This is a genomic window from Paenibacillus lacisediminis (genome assembly GCF_046567315.2).
Genome location: NZ_JBKIAX020000013.1, coordinates 155,646 through 169,561, shown reverse-complemented (window position 1 = coordinate 169,561; position 13,916 = coordinate 155,646). Strand labels below are relative to the sequence as shown.

Annotated in this window: 9 protein-coding genes, 1 rRNA gene and 1 pseudogene; 5 read left to right on the top strand and 6 right to left on the bottom strand. The window is 50.7% G+C overall.

Annotated elements, in window-relative coordinates; genetic code table 11:
* The 5 genes from ACLD72_RS22870 to ACLD72_RS22850 form a co-directional block, all read right to left on the bottom strand.
* Positions 1–123 (bottom strand): 16S ribosomal RNA (locus tag ACLD72_RS22870); the annotation flags it as partial.
* A gap of 1,389 nt (positions 124–1,512) precedes the next feature.
* Positions 1,513–3,759 (bottom strand): FtsX-like permease family protein, encoded by a 2,247-nt coding sequence (locus ACLD72_RS22865; protein WP_411002926.1) that lies wholly within the window; start codon positions 3,757–3,759, stop codon positions 1,513–1,515.
* Positions 3,759–4,190: an ABC transporter ATP-binding protein gene (locus ACLD72_RS22860; RefSeq protein WP_411002925.1), complete on the bottom strand. Its 432-nt coding sequence runs from the start codon at positions 4,188–4,190 to the stop codon at positions 3,759–3,761. Before ACLD72_RS22860 ends, ACLD72_RS22865 begins: the two co-directional genes overlap by 1 nt.
* A gap of 16 nt (positions 4,191–4,206) precedes the next feature.
* Positions 4,207–4,815, bottom strand: a complete 609-nt coding sequence (locus ACLD72_RS22855; protein ID WP_411002924.1) for a TetR/AcrR family transcriptional regulator — start codon at positions 4,813–4,815, stop codon at positions 4,207–4,209.
* Between the two features lie 194 nt (positions 4,816–5,009).
* Positions 5,010–6,236, bottom strand: coding sequence for an MFS transporter (locus ACLD72_RS22850; RefSeq protein WP_411002931.1), 1,227 nt, complete (start codon positions 6,234–6,236; stop codon positions 5,010–5,012).
* A gap of 226 nt (positions 6,237–6,462) precedes the next feature.
* On the opposite strand from ACLD72_RS22850, the gene ACLD72_RS22845 reads away from it, so the two are divergent.
* From ACLD72_RS22845 to ACLD72_RS22825, 5 genes are all read left to right on the top strand, one after another.
* On the top strand, positions 6,463–7,119 hold the full coding sequence (locus ACLD72_RS22845; RefSeq protein WP_411002923.1) for a hypothetical protein: 657 nt from the start codon (positions 6,463–6,465) through the stop codon (positions 7,117–7,119).
* Positions 7,088–8,812: a GMC family oxidoreductase N-terminal domain-containing protein gene (locus tag ACLD72_RS22840; protein ID WP_458476172.1), complete on the top strand. Its 1,725-nt coding sequence runs from the start codon at positions 7,088–7,090 to the stop codon at positions 8,810–8,812. The genes ACLD72_RS22845 and ACLD72_RS22840 overlap by 32 nt, the downstream gene beginning before the upstream one ends.
* Positions 8,813–9,080: 268 nt before the next feature.
* A complete protein-coding gene (locus ACLD72_RS22835; RefSeq protein ID WP_411002921.1) occupies positions 9,081–10,607 on the top strand; it encodes a spore germination protein in 1,527 nt (508 codons plus the stop codon).
* A complete protein-coding gene (locus tag ACLD72_RS22830) occupies positions 10,604–11,776 on the top strand; it encodes a Ger(x)C family spore germination protein (RefSeq protein ID WP_411002920.1) in 1,173 nt (390 codons plus the stop codon). The genes ACLD72_RS22835 and ACLD72_RS22830 overlap by 4 nt, the downstream gene beginning before the upstream one ends.
* A gap of 23 nt (positions 11,777–11,799) precedes the next feature.
* Positions 11,800–12,897, top strand: a complete 1,098-nt coding sequence (locus tag ACLD72_RS22825) for a GerAB/ArcD/ProY family transporter (RefSeq protein ID WP_458476171.1) — start codon at positions 11,800–11,802, stop codon at positions 12,895–12,897.
* A gap of 277 nt (positions 12,898–13,174) precedes the next feature.
* Here ACLD72_RS22825 and ACLD72_RS22820 read toward each other — a convergent pair.
* Positions 13,175–13,477 (bottom strand): annotated as a pseudogene (locus ACLD72_RS22820) (transposase); the annotation flags it as partial.
* Between the last annotated feature and the right edge of the window lie 439 nt (positions 13,478–13,916).

Below are 13,916 nucleotides of genomic sequence, written 5' to 3'. Positions count from 1 at the left end.
GTGTTACTCACCCGTCCGCCGCTAACCATCAGGAGTGCAAGCACTCCATCAAGTCCGCTCGACTTGCATGTATTAGGCACGCCGCCAGCGTTCGTCCTGAGCCAGGATCAAACTCTCCAATAAGGGATGAACAAATCTTTCGTCTAAAAAACGAAGGATTTTTCATCCTGGATCGGAATGAGGCTCATACCCAAAGGCTATGAGGTGTTCCATCCGAGGTTTGACTTGCTCATTTTGAATCTGACGAGAAAGGATCTAATTTCAATGCCGGCGTGAACCGGATTGGAATTCATCCAGTTTAATTCTCATTTAATACTCACTCGTTGTTCAGTTTTCAAAGATCAATTCTTTTTTCGTTCCGTCTCTATACAATAGCGCCGAAAGACTAATATATCACAGCGGCAAGCTTCACTGCAAGTAGTAAATCTTGTCATTTCACTTACCACCATGCCGGTTTATCCGGCAGGATGATTAATGTAACATATCATCTATGCTCATTTCAGGGCGTAAGTTTTTCCAACATTCCGCCGTTTATCGTTTGCTCCTCTCTGCAACCTTTCGCCGTGGCCGGCGTAACGCCGACACAACTTAAAGGGCAGGAGAACCAATATATCACATCAGGAAGCTCTACGGCAAGAAGTAAATCCTGCCATTCCCTTATCGCCTGGCCATTTTCACGGCCGGAGAATTAATATAACATGTTTTGTTGCGGATATACAAGCTAAACTGTCTTCCAATATTGGAAAACAATACGTTCCCATGTAGTAGCAGTTTGCTGATAAATCGGACGAAAATTGCAAGAACTTTAACTCAACTTCCGCAGCATGAATTTGGCAAGTAGCCTTGATGTAATTGGGGAAGGCTACCGTCTACCGGTGGAGTTGACGCTGAATTAGGGCGGGAAGCTTTTTCCTGACTTCGACAGCGACTTCGCGGATCTGATCCAATAGTTGTTGCAAGGCGTTCGCCCCCACCCGAGCGTGCCTGTTTCCCGATCCTGGTCTCTTGGTCTATCGTTGTATAAAAACCTGCCAATCAAACACATTTTTGCAGATGATCGAAATACGTACTTTTACTATTAATATAAAACGGAATGTTACCTAGGCCATGGAGAGACCCGAATGGAGAGACCCGATGGGATCAACTGCAAAAGCGCATTCCATTCTCCGTAAATTTCTATTTTAGAGCGGTTGAAATGCAAAATGCATCTCTTTTGGGGCTATCCGATAAAAAAGTAGCTTTTGACCCGAAATGAACTGCACTTTTGCATCTGAACCACCTGTTTCGAGGAATTTCGACAAAAACCGCCTGCACTTATGCATTTCGTGGGATTTCCCCCGCTTCCTTATATCGCAACGTGCCGGGAGTAGCTGATTGTTCTTTCCATGCTCCCCCTGCTTTTAAGTTGGTTTTCGTTACATGCAAAAAAGACAAAACGCCCATTAGCCGGATATGTAAAGGATTGAGGCGGCACTCCTTTTTACTGCAGCCTCAATGGAAAATAAAATTTTTCTATTCCGTTCCTGCTTTTAAGGCTTCACTCATAGATACGGCACTGACTTTTTTCTTGCACAGCAGCTTCGACAGCTCATAGCAGAGCATGATAACGACAAATCCAACTCCGATGTAAAGCGGATCAATGATCACGGGCATGGCAAAAGGAGCGCTGTTTTCAATGGCTTTCATCCAGCCTCCCATGGCCGCAAAACTAAGCAGTATACCCAGGATATATCCAACCACGACGATCATCGTCGAACTGTTAAGCACCAGGGAATTGACTTCCTTTTTCCGGTATCCGAAAACCTTCATCAGCGATATCGTACTCTTGTTTTCTTCAATGATCATGGAGGTTACAACATAAATAATCATCATTCCGATGAGAAACGCCACCGCCGCAACGAACACGACCATGGACGCCAAAGGCGCCATTAACTCTTTTACCGCTGCTATCTTATCTTCGATCGACAATACGTAATACCGCTCGTTGTCCGGGATATTCAGCCGCTCATTACTGAAAAGCTCGTTATAACTTCCTTCCGGCATCCCGAACTTCTCGTTGTAATCCGCCAGCGGCATATAGACGGCCATGTTAAAGGCATCTGCAATCCCCCCGACCTTTAGCGTAAATACCTGATAGTCCGTTCTGCGGACGATGTTGATCGTATCTCCCGGCTTCGCCTTCAGTTTATCGGCGATCGGCTTCGTAATAATGACCTGATCCAAACTCAGCCGCTTGCCGGATTCGTCCTTGACCGTGGATATTTTAGAATCCGGCAGGACGCCCGCTACGTTAAAAACCTTATTCTCGTCGCCCTCCAGCTGAAATTTGGATACCGCGAAAGGTTCGGAGCCCGCCGGTACCGGCTCCGTTTGCAGGTTTTCAAATACATACTCGTACGTGTAATTTTGCGAGTTTTCCACTTCGTTTTTAAGGAAATAATCCATCCCGCTTTTCAGAAAAAATCCTAAGAGCAGAAACAAAGTGGCTACGGCGCAACCGGCGAGCAGCAGGACGAGCCGGGGCAGACTGCGGAGCTGTTCCCGGACTTTGAATTTCAAAGCGAATTTGAGCTTTTCGAGCTTCAATCTGCGCTCCAGGAAATTAATTTTGCTCTTTTCTTTATTCCCTTTCATCAACTCGGCGGGCGAATGTTTCAGTTCCTTCCTGATGATAAACCAGCCGCTTACGCCAAGGATTAAGACGGGAAGGAGCAGGCTTATGGTGATGATAGCCGGATTGTAGCCGATTCCGTTCAGCGGGATGTCGAATAACTCAAGGTAGACAGACAGCATCATACGTACGAAAAATAAACCGAGAGCGGTTCCGAGGACGCCTCCGACGATAGCGATCACAAGCGGAAATTTCAAATAATGGCGATAAAGTTCCTTTCTTCTATACCCTAACGCATACAATGCACCGGCGATCACGGATTCGCGCTTGATCAGCCGCCCAATCACGTTGCCCAGTAAAACAGCGGTCAACAATAAAACCGCAGTAGGTATTGCCTTCCCCATTAGACTGGCGGAGTCAAGCTTCGCGGCGACGCCTTTGACCCTTGCATTGATGCCGATGTCTGTCCATTGGACGATATCAATGCCGCGGCTTTTCAGCAGCTCCATGAATTTCGTAGACTGGGCGCGAAGGCTCTCTTCAGGATGGTTGAATTTCACCGCGTAGAAACGGCTTCCTTCCGCCAGCGCGGTGAAGTCCTCCTTACTGATGACGGCAATGCCGAAGTTCCGCGGCGAATACAAGATGTCCGTTTGCGTTTTCAGCGGATAAATATAATTCGGCATCCCCATAAATCCGGCAATTGTAAACGGCTTATCCAAGATAGTCAACACATCGCCGATTTTAAGCCCATGGGCGGCAGCAAAGGCCGGATTGAGCAGTATACCGCCGCTGCCGCTTAGTTCGCTGCCTCCGATGATGGCTGGAATATTGATCCTATCGTTTTTGGTGAAGAGACGTAGTGTACTCCCTTCTGAAAGCGTGTAGTCGAAAGTTTGGCCTTCTTCAATCACTGCGTCTGCAGCCAGCTCAAGCTCCCGTAAATGGTTAATGCTTTTGTCTGTTATAAAAGAGGCATCTTCCTGCACATAACCTTTTTCATATTCATGCATCAGCCGCTGTAAATTGCCGCCTACCAGAACTAAGTTCGTAAACAGAAAACAGCTGAAAACAATCAGTAAAATGGAGCCGATATATTGCGCTTTGTTCCCCAGGAAAACACGTTTGATTCGCTTATTAATCACCATTACCATTCAATCCTTTCCGCCGGAACAGGATGCGGATTAACCGCGTCCTCCACGATTTCCCCGCTGCGCAGCTTAAATACCCTATCCGCCATAGCGGCAATGGCGGCATTGTGGGTGATCATCAAAATGGTAGTCCCATAGGTTTGGTTCACCTGCTGAAGAAGCTGCAAGATGCTGCGGGACGTATCAAAATCCAGCGCGCCGGTCGGCTCGTCACAAAGCAAGAGTTGCGGATTTTTGACGATCGCCCTGGCAATGGAGACCCTTTGCTGCTCGCCGCCGGAGAGTTCCCTGGGGAAGCGGTGTTTTTTATCCTTCATTCCCACTGCTGCCAAAACCTCGTCCGTATTCAGCCCGATTCCCTTTAAAACTTCGGTTCTGACCACGCCCGTTGTATAGCTTTTCTTTAGGTTGGCAACATCAATAAACATAATGGGGTTCCTCCCTTTATCGGTACAAGGCTTTGCGGAGAAGTTGCAGATACTCCTCAAGTCCTTGGACCAGTTCATCAGAATGCGCTTTGTAGGCGGCGAGATCATCGCCATACCGAAATTGACTGTCGAGGAGACCGTTTATCGTCCATATGATGATGTTTTGCGCTTTTTGCTCATCAATGCCTTCCTTAAATAGCGTTCTGTCATTATTGGATCTTTGACAGACTTGCTGTATCGCCAGCAGGGGCGAATTCAACAAATCTCCGGGCAGCCCCTCGGGAAATACTTCTTTCAAGGCGGCATATGCTTTCGTCAGAACGCTGAATTCAAGCGGGTATTGAAAGGCCAGCTCTAACTTCCGCTTTGATACCCTCCTGATATTTTCAAGAAAGTCAGAGCTTTCTGAAACAACCTTTTCATACTCCGCAATAATGATGTCCGAAGCATATTTAATGAGAAACAGGAAAAGTCCCCTCTTGGACCCAAAGTAATGAAACAGCAATCCTTTGGATATCCCCGCTTCCTTCACAATGACATCGGTGCTCGCTGCCGTATAACCTTTTGAAAACTCCTTAAGCGCCGCATCGATAATACGCTTGCGTTTTTCTTCTTCCATCGTCATAAATTTGTGATCCTTAACGTCGTACTCTTTGACAAACTCGGAATCATCCGTTTTTCTAGCCAGCTTCCTCACCTCATTCAGAAGTTCGATTGACTACAAGTCAATCTTTAGGTATAGAATAGCCCCATATTGACTAGAAGTCAATATGGGGCTCGACACAATTTGCGGGTATTGGATTAGAAAAGTTAGTGCGTCTACGCGAAGGGTTCCGATAACGGCGGTTTCCCCGCATCGAGCAACACTTGGTTTCGTCCCAAAAAGGCCGAAAGAATAAGCATGAGCAGACCGGTGCCAATCAGCAGCCACTCGATTTGAATGACATCGGCGATTGGGCCAAAAATCAGCATGTTGATCGGCATCATCGAAGTCGATATCATACCGATCACACCAAATACGCGGCCCAAGAAGTTCTCATCCACTTTTTCCTGGATCAGCACGTTGGTCGGGGTGTTGAAAATCGGCATCGCCACGCCGAAAACGGCCATAAAGAACAAGTAGATCCAAAAGGACGGAACGACACCGAGCAAAAACGTGCAAGCACCCATCAGAAGACTCGCGACGGTCATCGTGTGAATTTTGTTGCGAAATCCGCCCCACGCGGCGATGAGTCCGCCTCCCGCCATCATGCCGACGGAAAAGGCAATTTCAATCGCCGTGAGCCGCCACACCTCATCCCCGAAGGTACGCGTTACCTGGAGCGGCGTCAAAAAAGCGGCGGGCGCCATCATCAACATAAATACGGCAAAATACACAAAAAACGTTTTCAGGAAAACATGGTTTTTGATGTAAGTCAAACCTTGCTTCATGTCGCTGAAATACCCGGTTGCTTGCCCGCTCGCGGCTTTTTGATGAACCGGAATTTTGAAGAACAGCAACAGCGTCAAAATGGCGATGGCGGCGGTCACGACGTCGATGAAAAAAATCATCTCGATGGACGCTACGGTCAACAGCGCGGCACTTACGATCGGAGAAACGAACATGATCACCGCCTGCAAACTTCCGTTGGTTCCGTTAACCTTCGTCAGTTTATCGCTCGGAACGATCTGCGGCAAAATCGCACCTACCGCCGGAGTTTGAATTCCGGTTCCCAACGCGCGCACCGCGGAGATCACGAACAGAAGCCAGGTCGCGTCATAGCCCAGCAAAAACAGCACCGCGAGCACCAGCGTTACCATCGCGATCATTCCATCCGCCAGCATAATCAGCAGCTTCCTGTTGTAACGGTCGGCCCATACGCCGGCAATCGGGGACAGAATAAACGTCGGAATGAATCCGCAAAGGATATAGAGCGTCATCATCATTCCGGATTTCGTATTCAGCGTAATATACCACATGATGGCATACTGCACCAAAGATGAACCGAATAGTGAGATCGTCTGGCTGCTTAAAAAAAGAATGATGTTTCTTTTCCAGTGATTCATTGGCGGATTGTTGCTTGACCTGTCTACGTGGCTCACGGTCATCCCCTCTCTGTTACTTCGATTTTTTTATTATAAGTATATCATTGGGTTTTGATAAACATTTCTTCTCGATTGCTCACTCTTTGCCGGGAGCCGCATCAAAGCCCCATCATATTATGCTTGGCTGCTCAATAAAATTTTGAGGGGAACAATATCTAAAATTGAGTATCAGGGGAGGCTTATTGTTGTGCAAACGACAAAATCGTATGCGGCCCTTGCCGATCGGAGCACTTATGAAACCTTTCGTGCGCTTGTGAAAGCGATCATCCCGAGCACGCCGGTTCTGGGGCCGCTGCAAGCGCCGGGCGCCGCCGAACTGTACGCTCACGAATACCTGATTTGGGAGCTCGACCATACCCTGGCACTTATGTTCGGTATTAGCCGGACCGATTTCCCGCTATCCGCCTCCACCGCACGGATGCTGAACACGGGGGCGGTTCAGTTCGTAGCCGGCGGTGGTGCGCCGGATGCACCGCGGGTTCCCGTCTGGGCCGTGAGTCCGTTCTCCGCCCTCGCTCCCGCCGACCGAATCCGGGTCCTCGCCTTGCTTGAGCAGCTCCGGTTCGATCTTGGCCTGCTGCCTCCCCCCTACCGGGACGACGGCGGGTTCCTCAAATTTATCATCGATTATTTGAACCGGGGGACGATGATCGGGAACTACTCGGAATGGTCCGCCTACGGTACGACGCGGCTCGATACCCCGACCCGCCGCAGGCTGGAGCATTTTCCCATCGGGTGGCGGCAGGCCGGATATCCGGGCGTTTCCTCCGGTTACCGCGCATTCCGCGGATTTATGCTGTTCATCGTCAGGCATGAAGGAGGATACGAAATTGTACGACGCTGATGTCATCGTTATCGGATCCGGGGGCGGCGGTGCGGTCGCGGCCAAGGAGCTCGGGGAAAAAGGTCTGAACGTGCTTGTGCTGGAGGCCGGTCCTTTTTATGGGAATAAAAAATGGCCCGAACCGAACAGCGATCGCGGCGGAGAGTGGAGTTCCAGCTTCGGCGATCTCGACGTGGGGATTTATAAAAAAATCTATAATCGCTACGAAAACAACATGAACGATGTGGTGTCGGGCGTTTTCCGCTTCGGACCGGCCGATCGGCGGCGCGCGCCGTGGCACCGGGTAATGCGCCAAAAAGGCGATATCTGGCAGTTAGCGGGAGTCGGGGGAACGACGCAACATTACTGGAGCCAATCGCCGCGGGCATTCCCGCTGGCCGTGGACAACGTCTGGCCGATCAGCTACACGGAACTGATTCCATATTACGAGAAGGTCGAAGCGACCTTGCCCGTCAATTTCTCGCCGACGACGCCTAAGGAGGAATTGTTTTATTATGGGGTGAAAAAAGCGGGCTGGCAGCTCAACCCGACGCTCGATGTGGTAACGCCCGGTTACCGCCCAAACCCTAATGCGATCCTGCCTCCGAACGCGAATTTGATGAATCCCGATTATACACTGGAGCAGCTCAACGAGCTGGAAGGGTGCAATCTGCAGGGGCATTGTGTCAACGGATGCACGGCCGGGCCATCGGTCGACCGGATTGCCAAACGGGGAACGCTCGTCAGCTACATTCCGCTCGCGCTCAAAACTGGACGTGTTGCCATACGGCCCAATTCTTTCACGACCAAAATATTGACCGATCACGATCCACAGGGCGGACTGCGGGCTATCGGCGTACGCTTCCGCGACACCTGGACCGGCGAAGTCGGGGAGCTTACGGCCGGTGCGGTGGTCATGGCGGCTGGGTGCATCGAATCGCCGCGGCTTTGGTTGAACTCTTCGCTGCCTTATAATGCGTGGGTGGGCCGAGGACTGACGAATCATTGCTTCGATTGGGTCGGGGGCGTATTCGACGAAAAGGATCTGTTGAGCATCATGGGATTACCGGCCGTCTATCCATATATGGGGCATACGTCCGGCGCCAGAGTCGATATTCCCGGCACCGGGTGTTTTCAGGTCTCTTGCCTCAGTCCGGGGCTGATGTCCTTCCTGACTTACGGTTTCAGTGAAGCCGGTTACGACGCCTTGAGGGATCCGGAACCGGAAGCCCCTTGGAATATACGCGGACGAGTGGTTGGACCGGAACTAAAAGAATTGATGGCAAATTATAGCCGGACGATGACTTATTTGCTGCTGACGGATGACGAAACGCTTTATCGCAATCGGGTCGAAGTAGACCCGCTGTTAAAGGACGAGAACGGGCCAGTCCCGGTCGTGTATTACACCCCGAGTACAAAAACGCTGCAAAGGCGCGACCAGCTGGCCAGATATGCCTGCGAATCCTTGAAAGCGGCCGGTGCCAAAAAAATCATCCGCTCCGATACCCCTTTCGCCTTTCAGCTTCATTTGGAAAGCACCATGCGGATGGGCTTCGTCGTGGACACGAACTGCGAAGCTTATCAGGTCAAACGGCTATATATTGGCGACAACAGCGTCCACTTCAACGGAATTGGAGGTCCGAATCCGACGCTGACGACCCAGGCGCTGGCCACCCGGACGGCCGAAAAGCTTGCGGCCAAATATTTCGCCTAGTCCGGCGGCAGGGTCACGGAAAAATACAGAACAACGCCCGATAATGCGACTATACCCAAAAAAACGATCGCCTTGCCGAAGTTTTTCATCTCCTTTTTCCCGCCTCTTTTCCAAAATCTTATGGTTGAAGTATGCATGCCTCACAGGGAATTTATTCCCGCTTCTCCGGCCGTGTCTTTTGGCACCGGCCGTTTGCTTTGTTCCTGAATAAACTGGAAGAAGCAGGATACCCTACTATCTAAGCATGAACCTATTGGAGTGAAGCTTGTTGAAAAACACACGTCTATCGAAGCGCCTGGCAAAAAAGCTGTCAGGGATCGACCCGACTCCCGACGTGCCGCTTTCGGACAGTCTCGTCCTCAACGAAGCGGCAATCAGACAGAATTTTATGCATTGCGCCGATCTGGTCACGCGGAAATTTTATATTGTTCATTCACTTCCCTGCTTGGCGGTGTATCTCAAAGTGTTGGTCGATCATACGCTTTGGGACGAAGGGTTGTTAATGCCGTTAATGAAGCTGGATCCCAAGGAAGCTGAACCCCCGGAGCAGTTGATTGAACGCTTGAAACATCACCTGCCATCGATTGTCGCAATGAATACGATATCGAATCTGAAGGAAGCCGTCGGAAGTATCGTCAATGGCGAGGTCGTCTTATTTTTCGAGTCTTCCAGGCAGGCATTATCCATCAAGATCAGGGACAAACTGCAGCGGCAACTGGAAGAACCTAGCACAGAATCGGTAATTCGCGGCCCGCGGCTCGGCTTTATCGAGAGAATCGATGTCAACATGGCCCTGCTTCGCCATACTGTTCGGACGCCGCAGCTTAAGATGGAGAACATCGTCTTGGGAACGACAACGCAAACCGAAGTAGCGATCGTCTATATCGACGGCCTGGCAGCTCAAAACATAGTAGAAGAGGTCCGGCGGCGGCTGGCCAAAATCGAGATGAACAGTGTCATGACCTCCGGGTATATTGAAGAGTTGATCAGCGATCATCCCCTGTCTCCGTTTCCGTTGATTCAGTCGACCCAGCGGCCCGATGCCGTGTCGGCCTCGCTGATCGAAGGCAAAGTAGCCCTGCTTGTAAACGGCTCGCCCTTTGCGCTGATCCTGCCCGTGACGTTCTGGTTCGCATTCCAGACGGTTGAGGATTACTACATCAATTTCCTGTTCGGTTCCATGCTGCGTATGTTGAGGTATTTGTTTGCTTTCTTGGCTCTTACCCTGCCTTCCATCTTCGTAGCAGTCACAACTTATCATTCCGAAATGATCCCGTCCTCGTTGACGATGACTCTTGCGGCATCGCGGGAAGTTGTTCCGTTCCCTGCACTTATGGAGTCGCTCATGATGGAGGTCACGTTCGAGGCGCTTCGCGAGGGCGGTGTCCGCCTGCCTCGTCCCGTAGGGCAGACCATCAGCATCGTAGGCGCGCTGGTCATCGGACAAGCAGCCGTACAGGCCGGCATTATATCGGCGCCCATCGTTATTGTAGTGTCGCTGACGGGGATCGCCTCGTTTCTGATTCCCAATCCGACTTTAAACCAGGCGGTCAGCCTTTTGCGTTTTCCGCTGCTGATTTGTGCCGGGACATTCGGGCTTTACGGATTCGGGGCCGGTTTGATCGCCATTCTGATTCACTTGACCAATCTGCGGTCCTTCGGCGTCCCTTACCTGTCCCCTGTTGCTCCGGTTCATTGGGCTGGTTTACTCGATGTTTTCTTTAGAGCCCCCTGGCAGGTACTTAATAAGCGGCAACGCCGCATCGGGCAGGAATTGGAGCTGAAGAAGAAATGAATTTTCGCCGAATCGCCTTGACGTTCGCGGCTTTATGGTGCTGTCTCGCCATGCTTACGGGATGCTGGGACCGCAAGGAGATGGACGAACTTGCTTTTGTTATGGCTTCCGGTCTCGATCTGGCGGAAAACGGGGAACTGGTTACTTCCTTGCAAATCGCCTTGCCGATCGGACTTCCAACTCCCGTGCAATCCAAAGGAAAAAAGTCGTTTGTAGTTCTTTCGGACGAGGGAAAGGACGGCATCGACACCCTGAACAAGGAGCAGCAGCAATTGTCGCGGACCATCAAACTGGGGCTCCGGAGAGTGATCGTCATCGGCGAAAGCCTCGGCAGACACGGATTAAACCAGGTGTTGGATACGTTGATGCGCTCCCCGGAAAGCAGGTATAACAGTTATATCGTAACCGCTTATGGAACGACGGCCAAAGAGGTCCTCAGCACCCCTTACCTGCTCGAGGAAATTCCCGCCGACGGCATAAACAACATTTTAAAAAACGATTCTACCCTGGCCGTCAAAGCCGATGAGTTCTTGGATGCGCTTGCCGCTCACGGGAAATCTCCGGTAACGGCGGGCATCCAGCTAACAAAGGACGCAACCGGAAATCCGACCTTCAAACTAGACAAGATTGCCGCTTACCGCAGTAACAAGCTGGTGGGATTTCTTTCCGGAGACGAGCAGAAAGCGTTTAGGCTGTTTCGGGAAAATATCCATGCGCTAAGCTGGGCGGTACAGTTCGAGCCCCCGAACCCCGAATACAAAGGAACCGTGAATATGAACGTCTTAAAGGTGAAGCGGGACATTCACACCCGAATGATCGAGGAGAAACCCGCCATCACGGTTCACCTCACGGTAACGGGCATAATCAGTGCCAATGATACGGAACTCGACATGACCAATTCGGAGGTACACAATCGCCTGGAAAGGAAATATGAAGACGAACTGAAAAAAGCGATGGAAAGCGCTGTCTCGATTTCACAGCAGGAATTTAAATCGGATATATTCGGGTTCGGCCGGAAGGTCCATACCGATCACCCTTATACCTGGAAGAAACTGAAGGAGCAATGGGATGTGATGTACTCAACGATTCCGGTAGAAGTGAACATCGATGTCCGAATCGAGCGGTTCGGAAGAACGCAGGCTGCCGGACATCTTATCAAACGCGATTAACAATAAAATTGAGGATGGTTGGCATGAAGGTAACCGGCATGCAGGTTTTCTGGATGATTACTTTGATGGCTATGGGAATGACCTTAATCATGACGTTAACCCCCAGCGTAACCGCGGCCAGGCAGGATATATGGATGTCCATTATCGTTGCCGGCTGCATTACGTTTGTAGTTACCTTGATAACCACTCGAACGACACTGCTGTACCCGGACCAGAATTTAATTCAAATGTCCCAGACCCTCTTGGGAAAATGGCTGGGCAAAGCGGTTATTCTGATTTACTTCATTCAATGGTACACCATTCTCCCGATCGTTTTGCGGCAATTTAACGACGTCATCCATGTCATGATGTTGCCGATGACACCGAGTTGGGCAATTATGTTGATTATGCTTGCCCTGATCATCTATGCGACTTATTCCGGGGGGATTGAATCGATCGCCCGCTGCAGCGAGATTCTCGGCCCCATCGTCATCATCATGGTATTCCTTACCTTGCTCGCCAGCATCAACAACGTGCACCTGGATTCCCTGCTCCCCGTGTACGCGGACAGCGGCATCGCGGCGATATTCAAAGGCTCGCTTGCCCCAGCCTCCTATCTTGGGCACTCCGTAGAGTATCTTATGCTTGCTTGCTTTTTGACCACCCCGCGCAAAGGGGGGCGGTACGCCTTCGCAGCGGTGATTGTGGCCGTGTTTGTCGTCCTGATCGCCATGACGATAGCTACGACGACGATCGGAGTGACGCTAACCTCCAAAATGTGGTACCCTTTTTTTGAAATGTCCCGAAAAATATCGATATTCGGATTTATCGAAAATCTCGATCCGCTGCCGATTATCGTTTGGTTCGCCAGCGTATTCATCAAACTGGCGATCTATTTGTTCATAACCAGCTACGGGACGGCGCAATTTCTGAATATTGAAAATTGGCGAATCATGATCTGGTTCATCGCGCCGGTTGTCCTTCTTTTCGCCTTGATTCCGCAGAACGTCGCCGAAGCGGTCAACCATTACTTACTCAATTATTGGATTCCCGTCGCGCTTCCCGTCAACATGTTGGGCCTTCCCCTACTGCTGCTGACCGTGGGAAAGATCAGGCAAGGGCTGAGCCGGCCGAAAAAATAAGCCCGGCAAAAACCAGGGGTTGATAACTCGACTTTTGCAGAGCAAAAATCAGCTTGAGGATAGGGAAGTGGGGTGGGCGGCATATCAACGCTCGCTGTCCGGAGACTTTGCACGATTATCCCGTTTAATCAGGTACCCATTAGTTGATCTGCATCAAACTCCCCCACCGTTTCCAGCGTCTCGATCAGGCCGCAGCCGCAATGGACTGGCTCGGTTGGCGCGCGATCAGCCGGCGGTAAGGGATCGCCGGAATCATCGCGCACATGCACAGTAACTTCAGCCGCATCGCCGAAATGCCTTCTTGGAGCAGGAACAACTCCAGCGCTTTGAACCACTTGGGCAGGGGCAGACGTGTTCGTTCAAAAATCGTGCCGACCAAAACCGACGTTTGATGCTTGCACCTTCCGCACTCGAATCAGAGGATACGCCGGGAGGTCAGACGACTGCACCGGGTGTGAGCGCAGCGCGGGCAGACGAAGCCGCTTGACCACTTCATCGCGATCAGCGCCTCCATGCAGGCCTTCTCGCTGTGGTAACGGCTGCTGAATGGTTGAAGTTCCGTTCCCGCATTGATCTCCATGTTCGCTCCCTCCCGAATCAAAAATTCACGAACATAAGTACCATTTATCCCATCATACCAAACATATGTTCCCTTATCAAGCCGAAAATCTCACCTGAACCGCCTCATTTTTTCCCCTTCTCTTTTTCTTCTCTCTTTTTTTGGAACCCTTGCTCTAACCCCCTGCTCCCTGCTCCCTGAACGAAAGGGATAATCGTGCAAAGGCAAGCTGCAGGCAGGAACACCAAGACATGAACCCTTTAGACAGCCCCCTCACCTGGCGCCGATTTGTGACACTGCTCGAAACGGCTACGGTTTGTGTCCGATTTTTAACAGTAATACGCGGGCTCCCCTCTGTGATAGAATATTACGTATTAGTTAAGTAAAAGGGAGGCAGCAACTTATGAAAAAGCAGTTGGATAAATTGTAACGTTTTTTCAGGAGAGCGCTTTATTCCTAT

Bases quoted from the DNA above. Each gene is read 5' to 3' on its own strand.
- ACLD72_RS22840 (WP_458476172.1), top strand. From the start codon at position 7,088: ATGAAGGAGGATACGAAATTGTACGACGCTGATGTCATCGTTATCGGA.
- ACLD72_RS22855 (WP_411002924.1), bottom strand. From the start codon at position 4,815: ATGACGATGGAAGAAGAAAAACGCAAGCGTATTATCGATGCGGCGCTT.
- ACLD72_RS22830 (WP_411002920.1), top strand. From the start codon at position 10,604: ATGAATTTTCGCCGAATCGCCTTGACGTTCGCGGCTTTATGGTGCTGT.
- ACLD72_RS22825 (WP_458476171.1), top strand. From the start codon at position 11,800: ATGAAGGTAACCGGCATGCAGGTTTTCTGGATGATTACTTTGATGGCT.
- ACLD72_RS22850 (WP_411002931.1), bottom strand. From the start codon at position 6,236: ATGAATCACTGGAAAAGAAACATCATTCTTTTTTTAAGCAGCCAGACG.
- ACLD72_RS22865 (WP_411002926.1), bottom strand. From the start codon at position 3,759: ATGGTGATTAATAAGCGAATCAAACGTGTTTTCCTGGGGAACAAAGCG.
- ACLD72_RS22860 (WP_411002925.1), bottom strand. From the start codon at position 4,190: ATGTTTATTGATGTTGCCAACCTAAAGAAAAGCTATACAACGGGCGTG.